General features: G+C 68.5%; 20 protein-coding genes. 10 read left to right on the top strand and 10 right to left on the bottom strand.

Annotated features, from left to right (window positions below; translation table 11 throughout):
- Window positions 1-55: 55 nt before the first annotated feature.
- Window positions 56-1,087: a LacI family DNA-binding transcriptional regulator gene (locus tag ILP86_RS01420; protein ID WP_193761207.1), complete on the top strand. Its 1,032-nt coding sequence runs from the start codon at window positions 56-58 to the stop codon at window positions 1,085-1,087.
- Window positions 1,088-1,123: 36 nt separating this feature from the next.
- On the opposite strand, the gene ILP86_RS01415 is transcribed toward ILP86_RS01420, so the two are convergent.
- Window positions 1,124-2,434 carry a hypothetical protein gene (locus ILP86_RS01415; RefSeq protein WP_058632317.1) on the bottom strand — a complete coding sequence of 437 codons (1,311 nt, stop codon included), beginning with the start codon at window positions 2,432-2,434 and terminating at the stop codon, window positions 1,124-1,126.
- Between the two features lie 214 nt (window positions 2,435-2,648).
- Here ILP86_RS01415 and ILP86_RS01410 point away from each other — a divergent pair, with 214 nt between their 5' ends.
- Genes ILP86_RS01410 through ILP86_RS01395 form a run of 4 tightly spaced genes read left to right on the top strand, consistent with a single transcriptional unit; the run spans window position 2,649 to window position 9,086 of the window.
- Complete coding sequence (locus ILP86_RS01410; protein WP_193761206.1) at window positions 2,649-3,950, top strand: ABC transporter substrate-binding protein; 1,302 nt, start codon at window positions 2,649-2,651, stop codon at window positions 3,948-3,950.
- 41 nt (window positions 3,951-3,991) lie between these two features.
- Window positions 3,992-4,879 (top strand): carbohydrate ABC transporter permease, encoded by an 888-nt coding sequence (locus ILP86_RS01405; RefSeq protein ID WP_058632343.1) that lies wholly within the window; start codon window positions 3,992-3,994, stop codon window positions 4,877-4,879.
- Window positions 4,876-5,808, top strand: coding sequence for a carbohydrate ABC transporter permease (locus ILP86_RS01400; RefSeq protein ID WP_227750889.1), 933 nt, complete (start codon window positions 4,876-4,878; stop codon window positions 5,806-5,808). Before ILP86_RS01405 ends, ILP86_RS01400 begins: the two co-directional genes overlap by 4 nt.
- Window positions 5,805-9,086, top strand: a complete 3,282-nt coding sequence (locus ILP86_RS01395; RefSeq protein ID WP_193761205.1) for a glycoside hydrolase domain-containing protein — start codon at window positions 5,805-5,807, stop codon at window positions 9,084-9,086. Before ILP86_RS01400 ends, ILP86_RS01395 begins: the two co-directional genes overlap by 4 nt.
- Window positions 9,087-9,102: 16 nt before the next feature.
- On the opposite strand, the gene ILP86_RS01390 is transcribed toward ILP86_RS01395, so the two are convergent.
- Window positions 9,103-10,032, bottom strand: coding sequence for an endo-beta-N-acetylglucosaminidase H (locus tag ILP86_RS01390; RefSeq protein WP_227750888.1), 930 nt, complete (start codon window positions 10,030-10,032; stop codon window positions 9,103-9,105).
- A 166-nt stretch (window positions 10,033-10,198) separates the two neighbouring features.
- Between ILP86_RS01390 and ILP86_RS01385 the strand changes: the two genes are divergently transcribed.
- Both ILP86_RS01385 and ILP86_RS01380 read left to right on the top strand, forming a co-directional pair.
- On the top strand, window positions 10,199-12,100 hold the full coding sequence (locus ILP86_RS01385; protein ID WP_193761204.1) for a heavy metal translocating P-type ATPase: 1,902 nt from the start codon (window positions 10,199-10,201) through the stop codon (window positions 12,098-12,100).
- Between the two features lie 40 nt (window positions 12,101-12,140).
- The gene (locus ILP86_RS01380) at window positions 12,141-12,986 is read left to right on the top strand and encodes a helix-turn-helix transcriptional regulator (RefSeq protein ID WP_113681051.1); all 846 of its coding nucleotides are present in this window, start codon (window positions 12,141-12,143) and stop codon (window positions 12,984-12,986) included.
- On the opposite strand, the gene ILP86_RS01375 is transcribed toward ILP86_RS01380, so the two are convergent.
- Window positions 12,983-13,852 (bottom strand): alpha/beta fold hydrolase, encoded by an 870-nt coding sequence (locus tag ILP86_RS01375; protein ID WP_193761203.1) that lies wholly within the window; start codon window positions 13,850-13,852, stop codon window positions 12,983-12,985. The two genes, ILP86_RS01380 and ILP86_RS01375, sit on opposite strands and share 4 nt — an antisense overlap.
- Window positions 13,849-14,676, bottom strand: coding sequence for a hypothetical protein (locus ILP86_RS01370; protein ID WP_218867275.1), 828 nt, complete (start codon window positions 14,674-14,676; stop codon window positions 13,849-13,851). The genes ILP86_RS01375 and ILP86_RS01370 overlap by 4 nt, the downstream gene beginning before the upstream one ends.
- 238 nt (window positions 14,677-14,914) lie before the next feature.
- Here ILP86_RS01370 and ILP86_RS01365 point away from each other — a divergent pair, with 238 nt between their 5' ends.
- A complete protein-coding gene (locus ILP86_RS01365; RefSeq protein WP_113681049.1) occupies window positions 14,915-15,226 on the top strand; it encodes a hypothetical protein in 312 nt (103 codons plus the stop codon).
- Window positions 15,227-15,240: 14 nt separating this feature from the next.
- Here ILP86_RS01365 and ILP86_RS01360 read toward each other — a convergent pair whose 3' ends face one another.
- Genes ILP86_RS01360 through ILP86_RS01350 form a run of 3 tightly spaced genes read right to left on the bottom strand, consistent with a single transcriptional unit; the run spans window position 15,241 to window position 20,929 of the window.
- Window positions 15,241-16,875, bottom strand: coding sequence for a fucose isomerase (locus tag ILP86_RS01360; protein ID WP_193761202.1), 1,635 nt, complete (start codon window positions 16,873-16,875; stop codon window positions 15,241-15,243).
- Entirely contained in the window at window positions 16,872-19,439 is a 2,568-nt protein-coding gene (locus tag ILP86_RS01355; protein WP_193761201.1) for a GH116 family glycosyl-hydrolase, read from the bottom strand. Before ILP86_RS01355 ends, ILP86_RS01360 begins: the two co-directional genes overlap by 4 nt.
- The gene (locus ILP86_RS01350) at window positions 19,436-20,929 is read right to left on the bottom strand and encodes an FGGY-family carbohydrate kinase (RefSeq protein WP_113681054.1); all 1,494 of its coding nucleotides are present in this window, start codon (window positions 20,927-20,929) and stop codon (window positions 19,436-19,438) included. Before ILP86_RS01350 ends, ILP86_RS01355 begins: the two co-directional genes overlap by 4 nt.
- 201 nt (window positions 20,930-21,130) lie before the next feature.
- Here ILP86_RS01350 and ILP86_RS01345 point away from each other — a divergent pair, with 201 nt between their 5' ends.
- Window positions 21,131-21,445, top strand: coding sequence for a hypothetical protein (locus tag ILP86_RS01345; protein WP_193761200.1), 315 nt, complete (start codon window positions 21,131-21,133; stop codon window positions 21,443-21,445).
- On the opposite strand, the gene ILP86_RS01340 is transcribed toward ILP86_RS01345, so the two are convergent.
- The gene (locus tag ILP86_RS01340; protein WP_193761199.1) at window positions 21,442-22,425 is read right to left on the bottom strand and encodes a LacI family DNA-binding transcriptional regulator; all 984 of its coding nucleotides are present in this window, start codon (window positions 22,423-22,425) and stop codon (window positions 21,442-21,444) included. The genes ILP86_RS01345 and ILP86_RS01340 overlap by 4 nt on opposite strands.
- Before the next feature lie 103 nt (window positions 22,426-22,528).
- Between ILP86_RS01340 and ILP86_RS01335 the strand changes: the two genes are divergently transcribed.
- The gene (locus ILP86_RS01335; RefSeq protein WP_193761198.1) at window positions 22,529-23,662 is read left to right on the top strand and encodes a glycoside hydrolase family 172 protein; all 1,134 of its coding nucleotides are present in this window, start codon (window positions 22,529-22,531) and stop codon (window positions 23,660-23,662) included.
- Window positions 23,663-23,674: 12 nt separating this feature from the next.
- Here ILP86_RS01335 and ILP86_RS01330 read toward each other — a convergent pair whose 3' ends face one another.
- Both ILP86_RS01330 and ILP86_RS01325 read right to left on the bottom strand, forming a co-directional pair.
- Window positions 23,675-24,115 (bottom strand): DoxX family protein, encoded by a 441-nt coding sequence (locus ILP86_RS01330; RefSeq protein ID WP_058632328.1) that lies wholly within the window; start codon window positions 24,113-24,115, stop codon window positions 23,675-23,677.
- 109 nt (window positions 24,116-24,224) lie between these two features.
- Complete coding sequence (locus tag ILP86_RS01325; protein WP_052748778.1) at window positions 24,225-25,325, bottom strand: DUF4185 domain-containing protein; 1,101 nt, start codon at window positions 25,323-25,325, stop codon at window positions 24,225-24,227.
- Between the last annotated feature and the right edge of the window lie 6 nt (window positions 25,326-25,331).

Genomic DNA, 25,331 nt, shown 5'->3' with positions numbered 1-25,331 from the left:
GGGCACGATCCGGCTTCTTTCCCGAGGCTAAACCGATCAAGTAGGGTGAGGGACTATGAGTCCGGCGAAACGCGTCACGATCGCCGATATCGCGCGCATGGCTGGCGTGTCCCCCGGTGCCGTCTCCTTCGCCCTCAACGGGCGCCCCGGCGTGAGCGAGGAGACCAGGCACCGCATCCTCGCGATCGTCGAGGAGAACGGCTGGCAGCCGAGCTCCGCGGCGCGCGCACTGGTCGGTGCACGCGCCAACACGGTGGGCTTCGCCCTCGCCCGCCCCGCTCGTTCCCTGGGCTCCGAGGCCTTCTTCACCGACCTCATCGCCGGCATCGAATCGCGTCTGTCGGAGAGCAAGGTGAGCCTGCAGCTGCGACTCGTCGCCGATGTCGCGGAGGAGATGGAGGTGCACCGGCAGTGGCGCTCCTCCAATCAGGTCGACGGGTTCATCTTCATCGACCCCCGCGAAGACGATCCCAGGGTCGGGCGCATCGAAGCCCTCGACGCCCGCGCCGTGATGATCGGGTCGGAGCCCTCGCCCGAGGGTTCGGTGCCCAGCGTCTGGATCGGCGACGACACCGTGGCCGAGACCCTCTTCTCCTACCTGTCCGCGCTCGGACACACCCGCATCGCCTACGTCGCTGGGCCTGCCGAGCTCGAGCACACGCGACTGCGGGCCCAGGTGCTCGAGCGCATGACCGCCGACGGCCTCGAGGGCGAGGTCATCACCACCGACTTCTCACCCGCACGCGCCTCCGCGGTGACGCGGACACTGCTGTCGGGGCGACAGCGCCCGACGGCCATCGTCTACGACAACGACGTGATGGCGGTCGCAGGTCTCCGTGTGGCCCAGGAGATGGGCCGCGCCGTCCCTCGCGATGTCTCCCTCGCCTCTTTCGACGACTCGGTCATCGCCGGGCTCATTAATCCGTCGATCACGGCGATGACCCGCGACACCTTCGAACTCGGAGAGTGTGCCGCCACCCTGCTGCTGCAGCAGATCGAGGCGGGAGCGAATCTGCCGAGCGTCGAGGGCCCGACTCCCGTGCTCACGGCGCGCGAGAGCACGGCTCCGCCCGCTCGCACGGGCTGAGCGCCCGCACGGGCTGAGACGAACGCCCGACCCGGATCAGCCGGGAACGACCGTGTTCACCGAGCCGTAGGGGTCGACGACATCCGCCGAGAGGTCGGGGCGGATCAGGCGGCGGATACCGCGCGCGTCGAGCGCGACAGGGTCGAGTGCGTCGTGCGAGGTGACCAGTGTCGGATCGAGTCCGGCGGCGCAGGCGTCCACCCATGCCTGGAAAACGGCGCCCCCTGGGCTCAGTGCCGCGCGGCTCACGGGAACCTCACGCTCGTCGACGTCGACCACGATCGCGGTGTCCCGCGCGGGCGGGGCGACGCGCTGGCGCAGCTCGGGGATGAGTTCGGCGAGACGCCGACCGATGGGCTTCGCGGCGCCGTCCTGACCGATCAGCCCCAGGGTGTACTCGAGCTCGGGGAAGTCTCCGAGGTCACGGCTCACGTCGTGCGAGCACCACCACGTGATGCCCCAGAGGTTCTCGGTGCGCACGGCCGAGCGCACGGTCGCTTCCAGGAAGCCGGGCATCTCGTCGTCGGTGAGACAGTTCGAGGGGGCGCCCACCTCCTGCAGCCACACCACCCGGTCGGGGTCTGTCGCGAAGGCGCGGGAGAGCTCGATCAGGTACTCGGCATGACGGTCGGAGGCGACGGAACGCCCGCCGTAACGCTGGGCGGTGCCGTTGAAGATCCAGGAGTGGATCGTGGTCATCGCGCCGAGACGGGAGGCATGGGCGGGGGTGAAGCCGTGCCCGTCCATGTACCAGACCGCGTCGTACTCGCTGTGGACGTGCGGGAGCCCTGGCGCTGCCGCCTCCGCCGCCGACAGCAGCGCGGAGATCCACCCCCCGGCCTCGTCCTGCGTGACCGGCCAGGGCGACGGATGCGTGTGCGCGGAGAACTGGTTCGTCTCGTTGCCGAGCGTCAGCCCGAGGAAGTTCGACGCCTCGCTCAGCGCTCGCCCCAGGCGGTCGACGAGCGCGATCTGCCCCTCGAGCGCCCTGGGGTCGGTGAACATGTTCTTGTCGTGCCAGGTGTACAACCACGACGGCACGAAGTCGAAGCTCGAGAGATGCCCCTGGACCACATCGATGCTGGCATCCATCCCGAACTCGCCGGCGATGTCGACGACGGCGCGCACGTCGTCGATCGCCTTCTCGCGGATCAGCGTGCGGTTCGGCTGCAGCACGGTCCACAGGGGGAAGACGCGCACATGGTCGAGCCCGAGCTCGGCGAGGGCGGCGAAGTCGCGACGCACGTCGTCGGGGGTGAAGTCGAGCCAGGAGTGCATCCAGTTCTTCGACGGCGTGTAGTTCGCCCCGAACCTCAGAGGAGCATCGAGGGCGCCGCGCTGCGTCATGTGTCAGGCCTTTCGGACGTGTCCTCCGGAGAGGGCGGATTTCGCACCACTATAACGCTTGAGCAACAGACGATGCACCCTGTCCTACGCGCAGACAGTGATCTCGCGGCCGGGTGTCTTGACAGGGACGGAATCGGATGGTTTCATCTGCTAAAGCGTTGTAGTCCCCGATCGGGCTGCCGCGCGGATTCGCCCGCCTCGAGGAAGAAGCACGATGAAAGTTCCCACACGCATTGTCGCTCTGGCAGCATTCACCATCGGCGTTCTGGCGCTGACGAGTTGCACGGGAGGCGGCGCATCCTCCGGTGCTTCCGGCCCCATCGACACGTCGGGCGAGCTGAGCGGGAAGATCCAGTTCCAGACCTGGTCGCTCAAGAACGAGAAGTTCACCCCGTACTTCGAAGACCTCATCGCCGCGTTCGAGAAGGAGCACCCCGACGTCACGGTGGAGTGGCTCGACCAGCCGGGCGACGGCTACCAGGAGAAGATCCTGAGCCAGGCGAACGCCGACACCCTGCCCGATGTGCTGAACCTGCCGCCGGACATCGCCTACCCGCTCGTCGCGGCAGGCAAGCTCGTGGACCTGGAGACCGCGGATCCCGATCTGAAGTCGACCTACAACACCGGCGCATGGGAGGCGTACAGCGCCTACCCCGGTGTCGAGGGAACCTACGGCCTCCCCTGCTACCTCTCCAGCGACGCCTCGTGGTGGAACCTCGCGCAGCTCGCGCCGTTCGGGGTGACCGAGCAGAACCTGCCGACCACGGTCGACGAGCTCCTCACCCTCGCGGAAGACGTGGCGACGGAGTCTGGCGGCAAGGTGCAGCTGCTCTCCTCCATCCCGGCCCTCGACACGTTCACGGCCGCCGGCATGGAGGTCATCGACGACAAGGGCGAGTTCGACTTCAACACCGACGAGGCGGCGGCGATCATCCAGAAGTACGCCGACGCCTACGCCGCGGGCGCCATGCCCGCCGAGGCCCTCACGGGCGACTACGGCGGGAACGCCGAGGCGTACATCCAGGAGAAGGTCGCCTTCACGACCGGCGGCACCGGGTTCACGACCGACCTGCAGAAGGACGCCCCGGCACTGCTCGAGAACACGGTCGCAACGCCCCGCCTCGGGGTCGCACCCCTGTACGTGCAGGGACTGAACGTCTCGGCCGACTCCGACAACAAGGAAGCCGCGCTCGCGTTCGCGGAGTTCGCGACGAACCAGGAGAACCAGGTCGCGTTCTCGTCGCTGGCCGTCGGCACCGCGCCGGGCACGGCCGAAGGTGGAGACCAGGTCGTCGACAGCATCGCCTCGACCGTCACCGACGAGAAGCAGCTCGCCGCGATCGACACCGTGTTCGGTGCGATGAAGGATGCCAAGGCCCTGCCGTTCCAGTGGACGTCCGACATGGCCACCTACATGACCCAGCAGATCGCCCTCGCCGTCAACGGCGAAGCGGACCCGAAGGCCCAGCTCGACAAGATCGTCGAGTACGCCAACGCCAACCGCGTGGACCAGTGAGCATGCGCGCGGACACCGGCACCAGGAGCCGGAGGAAGACGATGAGATCCCACAAGTGGTACACACCGTGGCTGCTCATCGCCCCCGCCGTGATCTGGGTGCTGGTGTTCGCGCTCTGGCCCTTCCTGAACACGGTCTTCCTCAGCTTCACCGACGCCAGGCCGTTGCGCACGCCCGGCTTCGTCGGTGGAGCCAACTACGAGCGCATGTTCGGCGACGAGATGTTCTGGAACGCCCTCACCACGTGTCTCATCTACGTGGTGGTGTGCGTGCCCCTGCTCACGATCCTGCCGCTGCTGCTCGCCCTCCTCGTGCAGAAGAAGCTGCCGGGCATCTCGTTCTTCCGCACCACGTTCTACTTCCCCGTGATCGCCTCGGTCGTGGTGGTCGCCCTCATCTGGACCTGGCTGTTCGACAGCCGCGGCATCATCAACCAGACGCTCGACTTCCTCGGCCTGATCGACAAGCCGATGCCCTTCCTCGTCGACCGCTGGCTGCTGCTCGGGTGCGCTATCCTGCTCACGGTGTGGAAGGGACTCGGCTACTACATGGTCGTGTACCTCGCTGCCCTCGGGAACGTCGGCAAGGAACTGCACGAGGCCGCGATGCTCGACGGCGCCGGGTCGTTCCGCCGCTTCCTCTCGGTGACGATCCCGTCGGTCCGCGGCGCGATGCTCCTCATCGCGGTGCTGATCGCCGTCTCGGCCATGCGCGTGTTCGCCGAGCTCGACGTGCTGTCCAAGAGCACGGGCGGCCCCGGCGGCTACGACATGTCGCTCGTGATGCTCATCCGCCAGGTCGGCTCCGGCCTGAACGGCAACATCGGCTACGCCTCTGCGATCAGCGTCGCCCTGTTCCTCCTGACGCTCATACCGCTCGCGGCGATCGCGTTCATGAACCGCGAGAAGAAGGCGAAGGCTCCCGCATGACCGCTCAGACGATCACCGCGCCCGAACGCGATGAGAAGCCACAGGACGCTCCCGCTCCCGCGCGCGAGCGCATCTTCCGGCACCGCGGCTCCGGCGACTTCAGCAAGCCGACTCTCGGCGGGCTGATCGGCCGATACGCCTTGCTGGTGCTCGTGCTCTTCCTGGTCATCGGACCGTTCGTGTGGCAGCTGTCGACCTCGTTCAAGGGCGCGACCGAGAACATCTACTCCTTCCCCCCGGAGCTGATCCCGCGCGAGCCGACCCTGCAGAACTACACCAGGGTCGCCGACGTCGTGCCCGTGTACCTGTATGCGTGGCACTCGCTGCTCGTCTCCGTCGGCACCGTGATCAGCAACGTGATCCTGGCCACATTCGCCGGCTATGCGCTCGCCTGCATGAAGTTCCGCGGCAAGTGGATCGTGATGGGCATCCTGCTGTCGACCCTGCTGTTCCCCGGCGAGGTGACCGTGACGAGCAACTTCCTCACGATCCGTGCGCTCGGCCTCGCCGACACCCTGTGGGGAGTGTTCCTGCCCGGAGCGATCAGCGCCATGAACGTGCTGCTGGTCGCCACCGCGTGCCGCATGATCCCGAAGGACGTGCTCGACGCGGCCACCGTCGACGGCGCGACCACGTGGCAGCGCATCCGCCACATCGTGTGGCCGAACATCCGCGGCATGGTCTCGGTGGTGGCGATCTTCGCCTTCATCGGCGCCTGGGACGACTACCTCTGGCCGTTGATCGTGCTCTCCGATCCCGCGAAGTACACGCTGACGGTCGGCATGGCCTACCTCAACAGCAGCTTCTCGGTCGACCCGCGTCTGGTCGCGGCCGGCACCATGATCGCCCTCGTCCCCATCGTGATCATGTTCTCGTTCACGCAGCGGTTCTTCTTCAAGGGCGTGCAGGAAGGCGCGATCAAGGGGTGAGCAGCGTGCACCTCATCCCGGCGGACGGCCCGGCCGATCCCCCGTCTTCCCGCCCCCGCAGCGGCGTGCTCCGGGCTCCGGTCTTCGCCTTCTCGTTCGATCCGTCCGCCGGCGAGCAGCGGCTCGACGTTCCGGATCTCCCCGCTGTCGAGATCACCCAGGACACCGTGCTGCACTGGGCGTTCTACGCGGACGGGCCGGCGGCGACGCTGGCACCGCACGCCTCACTCGCTGTGACGGTCGATGTGCGCTTCGCCGACGGCTCGCGGCTGAGCGACGACGCGGCCGTGCGGGACCGCTACGACTTCCCGGTCACCCCGCAGGCGCAGTTCGACGCCCGGTGGAGCCTGCCGGAGCAATGGAACGCCGACACCGTCGCCCTCGCTCCCTTCGCCGGTCACGCGGGGGTGGTCGAGGTCGTGTTCGGCACCGCGGCTCTGCCTGCCGATACTTCCCCTGCCGATGCTTCCCGTGCCGATGCTTCCCGTGCCGATGCCGCGGATCTCCCCTCGCGCTGCACGGGCTTCGTGCAGCTCATGGTCGAGGAGAGGGTGCCGGCGCCGGCCGACCTCGCACCCGCGGAACGCGTCGACACCCGCCGCGGCTCGCACTCGGGTGCACGGTTCTCCCGCGGCAACACCATCCCGGCGGTCGCCGTGCCCCACGGGTTCACGTTCGTCACGCCGGCGACCGATGCGGAGGATTCCCGCTGGCCGTATCGCCCGTTCGTGCACGACGACCCGCAGGGGCGACGACTCGAGGCCCTGCAGTTCTCGCATCAGCCCAGCCCCTGGATCGGCGATCGTTCCGTGCTGCAGCTGATGCCCTTCCTCGGAGACCCGACATCGAGCCGTGCAGGGCGACGGCGCTGGATAACACCGGGCACCGAACGGGCGCGGCCGCACGAGTACGCGGCAGAGCTCGGCGATGGCCTGCGCGTCCAGCTGACGGCGACCGCCCACACCGGCGCGTTCCGCGTGTGCAGCTCCGACGCCGACGCCCGCATCGGCTTCGTCATCGACCAGCTCAGCGACGAAGGGTGCCTCGCCTGGACGGACGCCGGGGGGTTCGAGGGCTGGATCCCTGAAGGCTCCGAGGAGTGGGGCAACGCTCCCCGCTGCTTCTTCGCCGGAGTGGTGATGCACCCCGACCAGGACGCCAGTGGGGACGGGCCAACCTTCGCACACGGTCCGCTCGATGACGACGGACGCGGTGCGGTCGCGGGCCACGTCTCCGGACGGGGCTCACTCGAGGTGCGGATCGGCATCTCCTTCCTCTCCGTGGAACAGGCCCGACGTGCCCTGGAGACCGAGGCGCCGGCGTCGATCGCCTACGAGGAGCTGCGCGATGCGACCGCTGCCCAGTGGGATCGGCTGCTGTCGCGTGTGACGATCCCCCCGCTGGCGGACGCCGACCTCCCCTATCGCTCGCTCGCCGACGAAGAGCACCGCTCCCGGATCGCCGCCGCCCTCCACCGGATGCACCTGTACCCCAACAGCGCCGCGGAGAACGTCGGGACGGCGGAGGCGCCCGTCTGGCGGTTCGCCGACGTGTTCGCTGCGCGTGCGTCCTGGGGCGATACCCCACCGATCGTCGACGGTGAGCTCGTCGTCAACAACGGCTACTGGGACACCTATCGCACCGAGTGGCCGGCGCTCGCCCTGCTCGACCCCGCCCTCGCGGGAGAGCTGCTCGACGGGCAGCTCGAGCAGTATCGCCGCGGCGACTGGATGGCGAGGTGGAGTGCCCCGGGCTACGTCGACAGCATGGTCGGCACCTCCAGCGACCAGATCTTCGGAGATGCCGCCCGCTGGGGCGTCGGGTTCGACCGCGCGGCCGCCTTCGAGAGCGGGTGGCGGAACGCCTGCGAGCCGGGGCCCGACGCACGCCGTGGCCGCAAGGGGATCGCGACCGGCCGGTTCACCGGGTACATCTCCTCGGAGGTGCCCGAGGGCATGAGCTGGAGCATCGAGAACGCGGTGAGCGATGCCGCCCTCGGCCACTTCGCCGCGCAGCTGGCCGCCGAGTGCGAGTCCGCATCGGATGCTGCCCGCTATCGATCCTTCGCCCGCTACTTCGCGAACCGCGCGCGGTCGTATCGCACCCTGTTCGACCCGGACACCGGATTCTTCCGCGGCAGGGATTCCCTCGGCGAGTTCGCAGGAGGCTTCGACCCCCGCTCCTGGGGCGGAGACAACGTCGAGACGAACGCCTGGGGCATGTCGGTCGGAGCCGTGCACGACGGCGCAGGACTGGCCGACCTCCACGGCGGCCCCGAACGCCTCGGCCGCCATCTCGACGCGCTCTTCGCCGAACCCGAGACCGCGGACGAGCGTTTCGGCGGTGCATACGGCACCGTGATCCACGAGCAGCGGGAGGCACGCGCCCTGCGGTCGGGGATGTGCGCGATCTCCAACCAACCCGCCCACCACATCCCCTTCATGTACGCGTTCTCCGACCGCCCGTGGCAGACCGCGTCCGTCGTGCACGACCTCGCCGGGCGCCTGTTCGCCGGCGCCCACATCGGCCAGGGGTACCCGGGCGACGAGGACAACGGCGAGATGAGCGCGTGGTGGCTCTGGGCCGCACTCGGGCTCTATCCGCTGGAGCTCGCCTCGGGACGACTCCGGATCGGGTCCCCGCTGTTCGACGACATCCGCGTGGCTCGCGGCGACGGCTCGACGCTGCGGATCCGGTCACGACGCTCCGCTCCGTCCGCCCATGTGCTGCAGGAGGCGCGACTCGACGGCGTGACCCTGACGTCGGCAGACCTGCCGATCGATGCGCTGGTCGGAGACTCCGCTCTCGAGCTGCGGTTCGGTACCGACCCCCTCCTGGCGCTGGAAGTCGCGGGTCCGCAGCAGCACTCGGTGCCCTGGCATCAGGATCTGACGTCGCGCGACGGATACGCCCTCGCCTCGTCAGGGGTCACGAACCCCGAGCACCTCTTCGACGATGGCGCGGGCCTCGCCCTCGAAGGTCGGCAGGAGAGCACCCTGCACACCGGGGACTGGATCGGATGGCGGTTCCCCTCGCCGCAGAGTGTCAGCGACGTCACGGTGACCACGACCTCAGAGGCCTCCTCCTCCTCGCTGCTGTGGGAGCACCTGACGACTGCGGGTGAGTGGGAGACCGTCGCGACGACCCATGTCTGCGAGCTCCCGGCAGACCGTACGACGCCCTTCACGTTCACGGCACGAGTCGTGACCTCGGCGATCCGCGTCCGGGCGGAAGCCGAGGTCACGCTCCGTCAGATCGAGCTCTTCGATCTCGACTGATCGGGTCTCGTGCCGCTCACGGAGCCGCTCGGTACTCGGTCGCCTCTCCCTTGAGCGCCTGCGTGATCCCGGAGAGCAGCCCCGACTGGTCGGTCGCGGTCAGGTTGTACGCCACATAGACGCCGTAGCCGTCGGAGACCGTGCGCTGGGCGTAGTCCGCGGCTGTCGCGGAGCTCACGTTCGACAGGTCGATCGCGGCCGCGCCGAGGCGCGCCCTGTCCTCGAGACCCGGCACCGCGGGAGCGTTGTAGGACGGGTAGTAGGGGTTCCAGGCGTGGTCGATCACCGCTGCGGCATCGAACCGGGTGAAGTCCGTCACGGTGTAGGTCTCGCCGATCGCGTACAGGGTGATGATCTTGTCAGGGCCGAGGCGATCACGCAGCGCCGAGGCGAGCCACCCGAAGGACTGCGCGTTGGGCTGCGGCGTGCCGTTCGCGCCGTAGTTCGTCCACTCGTCGTCGAAGTCGATGCCGTCGAGGCCGTAGGTCGTGACCGCGTCGGCGAGCTGGGCGGCGAAGGCGTCCGCGGCCGCGAACGACGTGAAGTTCGCGAACCCGGCACCCTGATGATTCCCCAGCACGGACAACAGCACCTTCGTGCCGCGGGCCTGCAGCGGTCGGATCTGGTTCTGCGCATCCTGAAGCGTCTCGGTGACGCGCTCGTTGAAGTGCAGGTAGGCCTTCTCGCCGTCGTAGTTGATGTTGGCGGCGAAGATCATCGCCAGGTCGACGGCCGGCCGACCCGAATCGGCGAGCGTGTAGTCGGCGACATTCGCTAAATCGTTCGAGTTGACTTCCACGTAGACAGCGAGCTTCGGCTCGGCGGCCGTGTCGTCCGCAGCGGCCGCGGTCGATCCGGCGACCGCCCCCATCCCCGCGAGCGCGAGGGCCGCAGCGGCTGCAAGTGCTCTACGGAACCGGTGGTTACTGGCTTTCGGCTGACTCATGACAGTTCGTCTCCTTCGTCGTCGTGTCCAGATCGAGCCGCATCGGTGCGTCTCGCGGCCGACTATATCGCTTAAGCGATGTGGTCGAAAGAGTGCCGGCCACTGTCATGAACAGTGCCTCGCACGGGCACTGGCGCCGATACCGCTTTCCCGGGATGCTGGACGCATGCGCGCGCTTCGACCGCTGTGGCGGTATCCCGTGATCACGCTCACCGTGTTGGTCTTCGCTGCGGTGGGGGTGCTGCACGCGGTGGACGAAGCGGGGATCGGCCGCTGGCTCGCCACGGTGTATGTGTCGGCCGTCGTGGTCTGGACACTGGTCGGCATGGTACGCGACGTGCTGCACGGACACGTCGGGCTCGACATCCTGGCCGTCGTCGCGATGGTCGCCACGCTGGCGGTCGGCGAGTACATCGCTGCGCTCATCATCGTGCTGATGCTCTCCGGCGGTGAGGCGCTCGAGGACTTCGCCGGACGCAGGGCCAAGCGGGATCTGTCGGCGCTGCTGGACCGCTCGCCTCGCATCGCCCATGTTCTGGTACACCCGGACTCGCCCGATTCCGACGACGCTCGCGACGTGCCGATCGACGATGTCGCGGTCGGCGACGTGCTGCTGGTGCGCCCCTCCGAGATCGTGCCGGTGGATGCGACGCTCCTGACCGACACGGGGACGTTCGACGAGTCCTCGCTGACGGGCGAGAGCATGCCGGTCACGCGCGAGGCGGGCGGGGAGGTGCTGTCCGGGGCGATCAACGGAAGCCGCGCCGTCCGCATCAGAGCACTGCGCACCGGTGCCGACAGCCAGTACCAGCAGATCGTCGCGCTGGTGCACTCCGCCGAGTCGTCGCACGCGCCGATCGTCCGCCTCGCCGACCGCTTCGCCATCCCGTTCACCGCCGTGTCGCTCGTGCTCGCCGGCACCGCATGGGCGATCTCCGGCGACTCCACGCGCTTTGCCGAGGTGCTCGTGCTGGCGACGCCGTGCCCCCTCCTCATCGCGGCGCCCGTGGCATTCCTCGGCGGCCTCTCACGGGCGGCGAAATCCGGGGTGATCATGAAGAGCGGGGCCGTGATCGAACAGATCGCCCGGGTGCGCTCCGCCGCGTTCGACAAGACCGGGACGCTCACGCAGGGCCGCCCGGAGCTCGTGGAGGTCCGCCCCGCTGCGGGCTTCGACGCCGACGAGATCCTGCAGCTGGCCGCATCCGCGGAGCAGTACTCCTCGCACGTGCTGGCCGACGGCATCCGGCGCGCCGCCGATGCGCGGGGGCTCGTCCTGCACGCGGCTCGGGAAGCCAGCGAGACCGCCACGAACGGGGTCGCCGCAACGATCGCCGGGCGCACCGTCGTGGTCGGAAAGCCCGCCTACGTCGCCTCGCTCGCACCCGACACCGTCCGGGCGCAGCTCGAACCCGGCGAAGCCGCGGCCTACGTGGCGGTGGACGGGCGCTTCGCCGGCGTGCTCGTGCTCGCCGACGCCGCCCGCCCCGAAGCGTCCGCCGTCATCTCGTGGCTGCGGCTGCACGACGTCGATCGCGTCGCGATGCTCACCGGCGACGTGGATTCGACGGCGGAATCGGTGGGACGCCGGCTCGGCATCGATGAGATCCACGCGGAGCTGCTGCCGCCCGAGAAGGTGCGGCTCGCCGCCGAGATGCAGCCGCGCCCGGTGCTCATGGTGGGCGACGGCGTCAATGACGCGCCCGTGCTGGCAGCCGCAGACATCGGTATCGCGATGGGGGCGAAGGGAGCCACTGCCGCCGGCGATGCCGCAGACGTCGTGATCCTCGTCGATTCGCTCGCGAAGGTCGTCGACGCCGTCTCGATCGGCCGCCACACGCTCCGGGTCGCGCTGACCGCGATCTGGATCGGCATCGGGTTGAGCGTCGGGCTCATGATCGTCGCGATGACCGGCGTCATCCCGGCGGTCGTCGGTGCGCTCGTCCAGGAACTCGTCGACCTCGCGACCATCCTCTACGCCCTGCGGGCGCTCAGCGGACCACCCAGCGGGCTGCGCCCGGCATCGACCCCGGAGCCGTCGCCCCGGCACGGGGAGAGAATGGAGTGACGGGGCGTCCGCCGCGCAGCGAGGGGGTCGAGTGAGTTCGGTGGATCGCGCCCTCTCGAGCATCAGAGTGATCTCGTCGCGGCGCTGCGACGCCCATCGACCGCCGGTCCCCAGCGATGGCGCACCCCCGCAGCTCCTCGTCATCCCGGAGCACGACGACCTTCACGTCGATATCGGAGGACGACGCCACCTCGTCCGCTCGGACCAGCTCGCCGTGGTGTGCCCGGCCGAGGGAGACACCATCGCTCTGACCCGCGAGATCCAGGCCGAGAGCAGCTCCGAGATGCGGTCTGTCTTCGGTGTCGAAGCGATCACGTTCAAGAGTCGCGGACACGTCTACACGCTCCTCGAGCAGGAGCTCCCCCGGACGATCGTGGTCGACAGCACACCGCTGCTGGCCTCCGTGGTCGCATTGCTGCACGCCGAGGGCAGGCGCGATCCCGTCGTCGACAGCCTGCTCTGCAAGCTCACCGAAGTCGCGGTGTGCGCGGCGGTCGCCGCCTGGATCGACACGGCGCCGACACCACCGGGCTGGATCGGCGGCGTCGCGCATCCGAGGATCGGGGCCACACTCGAGGCGGTGCACAGCGAGCTCGGAACGGTCTGGACGGTCTCCGACATGGCTGCGCACGCCCACATGTCCCGCTCCGCGTTCGCCAAGCTCTTCCGAGAGGTCGTCGGCTCGACGCCGTCGTCGCACCTCGCCCGGTGGCGCATGGCGCACGCGCTCGAACTCCTCGAGGCCTCTCCCGACATGCCGTTGAAAGACGTCGCGGATCGGCTCGGCTATTCGGACGAGTTCGCGCTCAGCACCGCGTTCAAACGCCGCTTCGGCGCGAGTCCGCGCAACTACGTGGATCCCGCGCCGAGCCGCGTCCGGGGCTAGACCCCCGCGCTGAAGCGCCGGATCAGACGCGCGACGTCGGCAGGGGCCGTGACGAGGGCGTCATGTCCCGCCGCGAGCTTCGTGACGGACCATCGCTCCGGCCGCGCACGCACACGGTCCTTCGACGGGCCGACATCGGCGAACGGCGGGGCCGTGCAGTCGATGTAGAGCAGGGGCACATCGGGTATCGGGCCGGTGATCGGTACGACGTCGCTCCAACTGCTCCACGGGTGCCCGGTGAGCCTGCGGTCGAGCCATTCGACGTCGTTCCGACGCGTCACCCCGAACATCGTCGGATCCTGCGGCTTGGGGACGTAGTACCCCTGACCCGCCTGCGCGACCACGGTCGGCAGCGCGGCCCGACTCGCGGGGGTGAGCACGTCGAGGATCCGCTCCCCGGGATCGACGACGACCGCGTCGAGGTACACCGCGCCGCGGAGGCGATCGGAGATCCGCTCGGCGACGGCGGAGACATAGGCACCACCGATGCTGTGTCCGACGAGCACCACGTCACGCAGTTCCTCGGCATCGATCGTCGCCACGATGTCGTCCACGCCGTCCTGGAAGCGGATGTCGGGCGAGAGACGGTGTGCACGATCGCCGACTCCCGGCAGGGTGGGCGTGAGGATCCGTCCCCGGCGAGGATCGAGTTCGTCGACGACGCGCCGCCAGGCCCAGCCGCCGTGCGATCCGCCGTGGATGAGCACGAGGTCGGCGCGGGAACGGGAGGCGGAAGCACTGCCGGACGGGACGATCGCCCCGCCCGCTCCCGCAGCGACCGCGGCGGTCACCCCCAGTGCCGCGCCCTGCACCATCCGCCTGTTGACCCCTCGGGGGATCGGCCCGGTGGCCACTTCGCCGGTCACCGCGCCACCGCGCTTTCCCGGGCGACCACGGCCTCCAGCGAGTGCGGCTGTTCGCCGAGCACATCGTGGACGCCGTCGGAGAGATGATCATCGCGCCCGGCGCGGATCGCGTCGAACAGGTTGGCGAGGGCATCCACCATCCGCGGCTTCAGGTAGGGCGCGACGGATCCCCGCCACTCGTCGACCCCGATGTCGGCGAAGGTCAGGGCACGCCCGGTGCGCCGCCCGACGATCTCGACGGCTTCGGCGAACGAGAGCGACTGCGGGCCGGAGAGCTCGACGTGCGACGGGCCCGGCGTCTGCGATCGCAGGAGCGTCGCTGCGACTCTGGAGATGTCGCGTGCATCGATGAACGGCTCCCTCCCATCTCCCACCGGCAGCCGCAGCTCGCCGGTGGCATCCAGCTGAGCGGCGAAGAGACCTGTGGTGAAGCCCTGCGCGAACCATGAGGGGCGCAGGAAGGTCGAAGCGGGCGCGGCGGCACCGAACACCTCCTCCGCTCCGGACGCGATGCCGTCACCGCTGACCCCCGGGTTTCGTGCGGTGAGCACCACGGCGCGCTCGACGCCGGCGTCGGCGAGCACCCGTGCGAAGGGGGTGAGGTCCATCGGATCCTCGGGGAGGACCACGTACACCGCCCCGGCACCGTCGAACAGCGACGGCCAGGTGCTCGCGTCGTCCCAGTCGAACCGCCACGGCGAGCGGCGGGAGGCGCGTCGCACCCGCACATCCGCGGCCTCCAGCAGATCCGCCACCTGCGAGCCCGTCGTTCCGGTGGCTCCGAGTACGACGACCGGGGCCCCTTCCTCTTCATGAAGTGTCATGCCTTCCATGCTCGAAGCCGTCGCCACCGCGGCCCATGGCCTGACGCATCGCGTGCATGTTCACGGCTCTCGCCCGTCGAGCAGGTTGCCCTTGGTCACCGAGTCTCCGGCTGCAACCGATTCCTGACCTCTTCTGCACGGTGCTTCTACACGCCATTCGCTCCACAGCCACCGGGATGACAGCACGTCACGACCGGAATACCGTGACAACCTTGCCCTCCGGAATCAGACTGGAGGCATGCGCTTGAACGATCCGCAGGTATGGACTCTGATCGGCGTTTTCGCAGCAGTGATGCTGGGCGGCATGACGCTGATGACGACCCAGCTCAGCCGGGTGATCCGCGCCGAGGTCGACCGCGTCGAAGGCACGCTCTCGGCGAAGATCGATCGCGTCGAAGGCACGCTCTCGGCGAAGATCGACCGCGTCGAAGGCACGCTCTCGGCCCGGATCGATGGGCTCCATGCCCGGCTCGACCGCATCGAGATCAAGGTCGACGACCTCGACAGGGAACTCACGAACCTCGCGACCCGCTTCTGGCGCTCGCAGTGATGTGCAGCGACCGATCAGATCGTCACCTCTCCCACCAGGTTGACCTTGATCCCCATGCCGTCGAACATCGCGGCCTTCGCGATCAGGGCCTTGTCCGCGGTCTCGGCGTCGGGCGCGTAGACGAGCTGCGCGTGGTTCGCCTTGTGCCGTGCCATGAACTGGTCGCGCGAGACGCCGTGCAGCACCACGTGGGCGATCGGCCACTCGGGGTTCGTGGCATCCTTCCGCCGCTGGGTCTCCTCCGCCGGCAGCTCGACCACCGACGCCCGGAAGATGTCGGCCTGCAGGATGCCCTCGGCGATGAATACTCGGGAGAGCACCACCTCGCCGGGCTTCGAGACGCCGTTGATCGTGGCGCCGCCCGCGGGGAAGAACACATGACCCTGCCGCCATCCCTCCGCGTGCTGCCAGCCCCCGAGGTGCGATGCCGGCACCGACCCCGAGATCTCGTAGACCCAGACGAACTGTCCGTCGTAGTCCTCGCCCCAGCGGACGTCGTGCAGCGTGTTGTCGGGCACGAGGCCCATCGCGCGCCACACCCGGTCGGTCACGAGCGCGTCCACGGCGACACCCTCGTCGGCCTCGTTGAAGTGCGGGAAGGCCCGTCCCTCGTGCAGAACGCGAGAGCCGTCGCGCGAGGTCACCGGCGGGCGCTGGGTCGAGTTCAGAATGCCCTCGGCCAGGTCTGAGGCGGGCACCAGGTCCTTCAGGCCCTGCTGGTACTGGATGCCGACCGCGTCGAGCCCGAAGTCGTCGGCGATGCGGAGCGCGGCGATGTACATCTTCAGCTGCCACTGCACCTGGTCGCGGGTGAGCTCGGTGACGCCGTCTTCGCCGTAGCGGAACGTCATCCCCGCATCGATCAACCAGTCGTACGCGGCGTCGGCTTCATCGTCCGTGACGTCGAGCATCTCGGCGTACAACGCCGACTGCGAGAGGCGCTCCTTGTAGATGCCGGTCGGGTTGAGCAGCTCGTCGTCGAAGATCGCGTTGTACATGCCCATGCAGCCTTCATCGAACACGCCGATGATCGCCTTCTCGGAGAGCAGCTGTGCCGCGAGCGCCTCGCCGAGCTGCTTCTCCGGGCTGTCCGGCAGCGCGGGCAGCGGTCGGACGTGCGAGCTGTCGTGCGTGATGGCGCCGGACTCCGTCCATTCCTTGATGCCGTCGGAGAACCACTCATCGGCGAAGTCGACGGACCAGGTGGTCGCGTAGGGCTTGCCCATCTTGGTCAGACCCGCGTTCAGCCCGAGAAGGCCGACGAGGCCCGGCCAATCGCCGGCGAAGTTCGCGACCGTGAGAATCGGCCCCTCGTGGGATCGCAGTCCGGCGAGCACATGGTGCGAGTACTGCCAGTTGGCGATCGCGACGATGAGCGGCGCGTCGACGGGGATGCGCGTGAACACCTCGAGGCCCATGCGCTGGCTCGAGATGAATCCGTGCCCGGTCTCGGGGTCGACGCCGAAGGGCCGGATGACCTCCCACCCGAGGGCGTTCAGCACCCCGGTGACGCCGGTCTCCAGCTCGACCTGGGTGGGCCACCCCGCCACGTTCGCCGACTCACGAAGGTCTCCGGACGTGATGAGATACGCGGTCTTCGGAGCGGTCGTCGGGCGGGATGCCGTGGTCGGCAGGGCGTAGGTGGTCATGATGCCTCCGGGGTTGGGGTCGGGGTGAGCCGGGAACGATGCGTATCCCCGGCTCGGAGTCGGATGTCGCGGCCGACGGTCCGGCCGCGCAGCCGCAGGTCTGCGACATCGAGCGTGCCGCCGTCGAGATGGATGGCCAGCTCATGCTCGTCGATCTCGACACGCCCCCAGCCGGTTCCCGTGGTGAACAGGCTGCGGAGATCACCGCCGGTCGCCGGAGCGAAGGAGAGCTCGCCGCTTGGGGCATCCCACTGCACACCGCTCGCTCCGAGCAGAAGCGCCCACGACGCGAGCGATCGTGCGTAGTGGTTGCCGCATTCGATCTCGTTCCACGGACTGCGGTGACGCCCGTCATACCGCCCGCGCAACGAACGCTCGACGAGGATCGCGTCATCGACGCGGCCGGCATAGAGAAGCGAGGCCGCGACCTGATGCTCGACTCCCGTCCACACCTCGTCGGAGTAGACGAAGGGGATCGCCGGGCGTCCACCGTGCGGCCAGGATGCGAGCAGGAGCCCACCTTCGTCGTTCAGGGCGTAGACGCGCTGCGTGCTCTCGTGCGCAGACAGGTCGTCACGGTGATTGTGCGCCACGATCGCGGCAAGCGCCGAATCGACTCGTTCTGGGGGAAGAATGTGCCCGAGGCCGTTCACGAATGCGTGGAACTGCCCGAGGAGCTGATCCGACAGCACGCCATCGCCGTACTGGTACCGGTGCGCGTCGGCATCGCCGATCACCTGGCGGTAGTACTCACCGTTCCACAGCGTCTCGTCCATCGCCGCGGCGACATGGTCCGCTCGAGCCGACCATGCCTCCGCCCGCCGGTCCTCACCGAGATGGGCAGCCATGCGCGTACCCGCCCGGAGCGCCGCGAGGTACACGCCGTTCGCGAGGGGCTCTGCCCCGTGGAACTCGATGTCGTAGGTGTTGTGCATCTCCCCGTCGAGGAGCCCGTCTCCGTCGCGATCCCATACCCGGATCGCGTAGTCCAGGGTGCGAGCGGCTGCGGGCCACAGTTCACGCAGGAAGTCGTCGTCTCCACTGAAGCGCCATTCCCGGTGCAGGCGGAGCAGAGTGCCGAGCTGTCCGTCGACGGCCGGACCCATGAACCAGGAGGGACCTCCGAAGACGCGGTTGCCGCGGAACTTCTGCGCCCCGGACTCGTCCGTCTCGAGCAGATACTCCACCCGCCGAGCACTTCTTTCGAGCGAGGGGAAGAGCCAGGCGAGGGTCTGCGCATACGACCACACGTGGGTACAGGTGCCCTCGCACGAGCCGCCGTGATCGAAAGATCCCTCCCACGCCGCGAACACCGGTCCATCGCCCAGCTCGGAGTTCGGGGATTCGATGACGAAGCCGGTCGTGGAACGGGCGGCCGCGATGTTCGCTCCGATCGCATCGATCAGCACCGGATCGAGACTCCCGCCGTACAGCGCCTCGACGAACGCATCCGTCGTCTCCTCGAGCTCTGCGAGGTGCGCGTGCACGTGGGCAGCGGCGGCCCAGGCATCCGGCCACAGCGTCGCGTAGTGGTTCCGCACGATCTCGTCGAGGTTCGGGTCGGCGAACACGATATGCCCGTTCCACCCACGACGACGATTCGGGAAGCTCCACGACAGCACGAACTCGAAGTCGCGGCTCTCACCGGGAGCGAGGACGTGCACGATGCCGAGCGAGCCGGTGCGCAGACGGGGAAGCTTCGCCAGCATCTCCGCTTCGGTCAGCGGCGCGGCGTCCGGATCGGCATCGGGTTCGGCGAAGAGCCCTCTGGGCCGATCCTCCAGCGTGAGCCTCGGCTCCGCCGCGAGCAGCCCGTCGTCAGTCAGATCGTTCCAGAACAGCCGTGCACCGTCGGGCCAGTAGCTGGTGACCCACTGCGGCTTGGCGGTCGTGGCCGCATCCGTCGTGGTGAGGCTCAGCGTCCCGTAGCCGAAGTCATCCTCGGGCAGATCCACCCCGAAGTCGAGTCCGCGCACCTCGCCGTCGTCGCGCCAGCGCACCGTCTGCGTCGCACGCATCCCCCATGGCGCATCCGGCCCCGGGGTGCCACGCCCCGCCGTGTGCGAGATGCTGCCCACGACCGTGACCGCCACCGGGACCGACCCAGGGTTCGTCACGCGGTAACGCAGCACCGCTGCCGGGATGCCGGACTCGTCCGCGTCGAGAGGCACCAGGGGTGTGAAGGCGTGCAGCGAGACGTCGACCGGTAGGACGGCGTCGCTGAAGTCGACGTCGACCACCGGGTATTCGCCGTGCAGCGTCGCGGCATCGAGTCGCGGGAGGCCCGCGAGCTGGTCGAACGCGTAGCCCGCGTCTGCATCGTGACGCCCGCCGAGCCGCGCTTCGAGCACTCGGGTGACCGCGTCGCCGCCCTCCGGAGCCGCGTGGATCGCGAAGAAGGAGTGCGGGTTGCGACGCCCCTTGTCCGGAAGGTTCTCGAGCTCCCAGTCGCGCAGCTCTCCCCTGGCACCGATCGACACATTGCCCGTCCCGATGCCTCCCAGCGGGAACGCCGTCGCCTGCGACGTGTGCGGGATACCGCGGGCGCGCCGTTCGCGGGTCATGCGGATGCTCCGCGCTGCGTGTCTGCGAGTTCGTGCACGACGTCCTTCGAATCCGCGTAGAGGCGCACGTATCTGTCGAACAGGTCGTCGTAGGCCGGGCGCAGCGCCTCATCAGGCCGGATCGTCTCCGCGACGGGGTTCCAGTCCGTGATCACCGGCGTCTCGTCAGGCGCGGCGATCGCGGTCGCGGCGAGGAAGGCCGCACCGTAACTCGCGCCGATCGTCGTCTGCGGCACCTCCTGCACGAGACCTGTCACGTCGGAGACCACCTGCAGCCAGAGCCGCCCCTGGGTGCCCCCGCCCACCGCGACGATCCGACGAATGTCGGCACCCGCCGCGCGCATGGTCTCCACGTTGTGGCGCACGCCGAGCGCCGTGGCCTCGAGAGCGGCACGATAGAGGTCGCCTCGCGTGTGCTCGAGCGTGAGTCCGGCGATCACGCCCCGGGCATCAGGGTCTTGGATCGGGGTACGCTCCCCGGCGAAGTACGGCAGCACGAGCAATCCCCTCGCACCGGGTGGAGAGAGCTCCGCCTCTGCCAGCAGCTCGGGGTAATCCGCCCCGGTCAGATCCTTCAACCAGGCGGTCAGCGCGCCGGACGTGGAGAGCCCGCCCGCGAGGTTGCGTGTGCCGGCGAACGCTCCCGCAGTGGTCCACATCGACGGGGTGCGCAGAGTCTCCGCCCCCGTCGCGACCAGGAACATCGTCGTCCCGTACATGAGCATGAGGTCGCCGACCTCGTGCGCGCCGACGCTGACCGCCTCCGTCCAGGCGTCGATGCTGCCCGTGATCACGGGTGTTCCCGCCGGGATGCCGCTTGCCGCTGCCGCGGCGGCGGTGACCTCTCCTGCCAAGTCGCCCGCCCAGAGCAGTGCGGGCTGCTCGATACCGCCCGCGTACAGCTCCCACCACGGCCCGTACCAGCTCTCGGCCTCGATGTCGTAGAACGGCGAGACCTGACTCGCGGACTGGTGGTCGAGCACATACGCCCCGGTGAGGTTCCTGGTCAGCCACGACGCCGGCATGAAGAGGCGTCGCGCACGCGCCAGGGCCTCCGGCTCCTCATCCCCGATCCAGGCGATCTTGGGGCCACCCGCCTGCGAGGTGAGCGTCGATCCGCCGACGCGCGTGATCTCCTCGATGCCGAGGTCGGCCGTCATCCGATCGATCTGCGCCGTCGAGCGTGTGTCGACGCCATAGAGGATGGCGGGACGCACCGGGCGGTCATCCTCGTCGGCGAGGAGGATGCACGGCCCCATCCCGCTCACACCGACTCCGACCACCTCGGCATCGGGCACCGTCTCAAGCAGCTCGCGAGAGATCGAGACGAACTCGTCCCACCACACGTCGCCGTCCATCTCGACCCAGCCGGTGTGGGGGCGGCGGACCTCGTGCGCACGGCTCGCCGACGCGATGATCGTGCCGTCGACCCCCACCAGCACGCCTTTGCTGCTGGACGTGCCGATGTCCACCCCGAGGGTGCAGCGCATGGTGTCCTCCTTGAAACCGGGCACAGAATCTGAAACCTGTGGCCACTTTATGCGAAATCGATTTCACATCGCAAGAAGATCCGACCTTTCCTGCACGATCTGCGGGGAGCGCGCGCTCTCCACTCTTCACGGGCTCGAGCCCGAGCCGCACTGGAATACCGTGACAATCTGAGGACTCCCCCGCAGGATGGAGCCATGCAGATGAACGAACCCCAGGTCTGGACTCTGATCGGCGTGTTCGCTGCCTTCATGCTGGGGGCGCTCACCGTCCTCATCCGCCAGAACGACAAGATGACATCGTCCCTCCGGCGCGAGCTGGGATACCGGTTCGAGACGATGGAGACGAAGCTCCAGGCAATGGAGACGAAGTTCGAGGCGATGGACGCGAGGGTCCACACCCGATTCGACGCTCTGGAGGCGACGTTCGACGCGCGACTGGGCTCTGTCGATCGACGACTCGAAGAGCTCGACAAAGAGGTCGCCCACCTGGCGACCCGCTTCTGGGGCTCCCGCTAGACCCGCTGGCTGGCGGGTTGGATCTCGTTGCGCAGCACCACGGTGCGCGAGGGCTGCCGGTCGCCCTTGATGCGCTCGAGCAGCATCCGCGCCGCCGTCACACCCATGTGGCGCGCCGGCAGGCGAACGACGGTGACGGCGGTGGGAGACAGCGTCGTGAAGGGCAGTGACCCGATCACGGCGACACCGACCTGCGGCGGAGTGAGCCCGTGCTCGGTGAGCACCTGGATGGCGCCGACGCCGATGAGGTTGTTCCCGGCGACCACGGCATCGGGCGGCTCGGGAAGCGCGAGGAGCTCCTCCATAGCGGCACGGCCCCCCTCCACGCGGAACGTCGCGAACCGTGCGAGCTCGTCGAGGTCGAGGTCGGGCTGAGCCGCAGCGAGCACGGAGCGCCATCCTGCGGCTCGCTCTGCCGCGGTATCGATGTGCTCGGGTCCGCCGATATAGGCGATGCGACGATAGCCCGCGTCGATCAGATCCTGCGTCGCGGACGTGCCCGCTGCACGGTTCGCCATCACGACACCGTCGATGTCGTACGTGGTGCTGCGGTCGACCGCCACGACGGGACGCCCCGTCGCGAGGATGCCCTCGAGGTTGGACCGCTCGTCGGCCGTCGCGATGATGATCCCCGACATGTGCTCGGAGATCGCGATACGGAGGTATGTCGCCTCCTTCTCCATCTGCGCGTCGGAGTTGCACAGGACGACCGAGTAGCCCGCCTCGGAGGCGACGTCTTCGACCCCTCGCGCCATCTCCGTGAAGTAGGGGTTCTCGATGTCCGGGATCACGAGCGCGATGACCTCGGAGCTCTGGCGTCGGAGTGTACGAGCCGTGCGATTCGGCGTGAAGTTCAGCCGGGCCGCGGCGTCGCGCACGGCGGCCACCTTCTCCTCGGACACGCTCGTGCCGTTGAACACACGCGAGACGGTCGCCGGGGAGACACCCGCGAGTTCCGCGACGTCATAGATCGTGGTCATGCACCCTCACTGCCTGCCCGGACGCGCCGGACGTGAAAGCAACAGTATCGCGCACACCTCGATTCTCTGGCGTTCTCATCTGAAATCGATTACATTGGCGCCCATGACTTCCTCTGCTTCTGATCTGGCATCCCTCGCAGCGCTGCGACCGGTGCAGACCCGATCGATCTCCCCCGAGAACTTCGACGGATCCGCTGGGGGCGGTGGCCGCGCGACCGAGGGCACGGGCGCGATGAACGCTCGTGACCTCGGTCCCGGTTGGAAGATCTCGCCCAGCATGGACATCAAGGCCGGCGAGACGCTCGAGCTCGCGAACATCACCGGTGCGGGCAAGATCACCCACCTCTGGATCACGACCCATACCGACAACTGGCGCACCCTGCTGCTGCGCGCATATTGGGACGGCGCCGACGAACCCGCCGTCGAGGTGCCGTACGGCGACTTCTTCTGCAATGCCTGGGGAGTCTTCGCGCAGGTGAACTCGCAGACGATCGCTGCGAACCCGCACGGCGGATTCAACTCCTACTGGCCGATGCCGTTCAAGGACGGCGCCAGACTGACCCTCGAGAACACCTCCGTCGTCGACGTGCGTGTCTACTACCAGGTGACCTACGAGGTCGGAGGCGACCACTCGAACGACGCGTACTTCCACGCGCAGTGGCGTCGATCGAACCCGCTGGCCGATCTCACCCCGCACGTGATTCTGGAGGGCGTCGAAGGGCAGGGTCAGTACGTCGGCACGTACATCGCCTGGGGCGTGAACTCCAACGGATGGTGGGGCGAAGGCGAGATCAAGTTCTACCTCGACGACGACACCGACTATCCGACGATCTGCGGCACGGGGACAGAGGACTACTTCGGCGGTGCCTGGAACTTCGACATCCCCGGCCAGGGCTACACGGAGTTCTCGACTCCCTATCTGGGCATGCCCCAGGTGCTCCGTCCCGACGGGCTGTATGTGTCGCAGCAGCGCTTCGGCATGTACCGCTGGCACCTGCTCGACCCGATCCATTTCGCGACCGGTATCCCGAAGGTCGACATCCAGGCGCTCGGATGGCGCAGCGGTTGGCGGTACCTACCGCTGCGCGACGACATCGCCTCCACAGCACTGTTCTACCTCGACCGCCCGACCGCGCGGCGCCCGAAGACGCCGACGGCCGACGACCTGGAGGTGCACCTAGGCACAGCCCCGGTGCCGGACATCGGCGCCACTCCGCCCCGCGAGCCTCAGGACTGAGCGCGGCGACTCTCAGGCGAGCCAGGCAGGGGCACGACCGCGAAGCAGGGCGCCGTCGATGGAGAAACGGCCGGCTCCCGTGAGCGCCAGCGCGAGCGCGGCGACACCGAGGACCGCGACGAACTCGTAGCCCCCGTCCCCGACCCACAGCCCGGCGGGGAGGTGCACGAGGAGAAGCGCCACCGCCATGTCGATGGTGAGCAGGATGCCGACCGGCCTCGTGAGGAATCCGATGATCAGAAGAATGCCGCCGACGAGCTCGAGGAACGCCACCAGCGGGGCGGCGATCTCAGCGAACGGCACTCCCATGCCGGCGAAGCTGCCGATGGTCCCGGGCAGCGTGAACTCGAAGATCTTCTGCGCGCCGTGGGCGGCGAAGATCGCGCCGACGACGACCCGGAGGACCAGGAGGCCGGTCGAGGCGGCGGCAGAGGGGGCTTTGGTGTTCGTCATGAGGAGTTCTTCCTTCGTGGCAGGACACCCGCGCGCCAGGCGCGGAGCAGGGTCGTTCCCTGCTCCCCAAGCTAGGAAGCGTTGCTTTCGGTCTCCTGGACGCGCCCGCCTACACCAGCCCCTGCACGCGGAACTGCTCCGAGTGGTACACGCTGTTGTTGCCCGTGTTCCATTGGCTCACGCTGAGGTGCAGGTCCGACAGGGTCGACCCGGGGATGATGTAGCCGCCGTAGAGCTGCGCGACGTGCGAGGCATCTTCCGTGTTCCACTCGGTGCCGGTGAGGAGAGTGGTCTTCGTGGCCGTGTAGAGGTTGTCGGTCGGCGTGTTCAGGACCATCGCGTCGATCCGATACGCGCCGGAGTTGAACCAGGTGAGAATCCACTTCCCGCCGAGCGGTCGCAGGCACATCTCACCGAACTTGCCGCCGAGCACCTCGGTGACGGGCTTGCCCCACCCCCATGAACCGTTCGCGAAGCCCCACGGTTGATAGGCCGAGAGCGTCGTCATGTTGTTCGACGGCACCCGGTACAGCACGATGCCCTTGTCGCGCTGGAAGCCCGTGCCGTAGATGTACACGTAGCCGTCGTTGCCCTCGCCCCACGTGATGCACTGGAACTTGCCGCCCGCCATATCCGCGGGGAACTGCAGCCCCGTGTGCTGCCAGGACGCGCCGTTGTCGTCCGACTTCCAGAGTTCCGTCCAGCGCACGGCTCCGAACTGAGGGCCATTGACGATCGCGTGCAGATACATTCGCGATCCGACGGTGATCACATCGGAGGGGATCACTGTCGTGAAGTAGGCGTCGTGCGGGTAATACCAGAGCTGCGGAGCGACGCCCTGCGTGTTCGCTCCGGCACCCGCGCTCCCGTTGAACGTGACTCCCGCGGCGAGGTTCGTCGTCGAGGAGTAGAGAGCGACGGGGGAACGCCAGTTCGCGCCGCCGACACCATCGGCCCACGTGTCGCCGAACATGAAGAGCATCCGACCATCCGGTGTGCGAGCGGGGATCCCGAGATCCGTGGCCCCGATGCCGTACTGCACGGGGCTCTGCGTGCCGGCGAGCACCTTGACCCTCGTCACGGACAGTCCGGCGGCGGCCGCGGGAGCGGGCCGGCCGGTCGCAGCCAGGAACGCCGCTCCCGCTACCACCGCTCCCTGCAGGACGCCCCTGCGGCTGAGCCATGACTCCTGGTTCTGCTCGATCTCCATCGATCT

It is taken from the genome of Microbacterium sp. R1 (genome assembly GCF_015159725.1).
GTDB lineage: Bacteria > Actinomycetota > Actinomycetes > Actinomycetales > Microbacteriaceae > Microbacterium > Microbacterium oxydans.
Note: the sequence above shows the minus strand (reverse complement) of the source record. Positions and strands in the feature narration are given on the sequence as shown.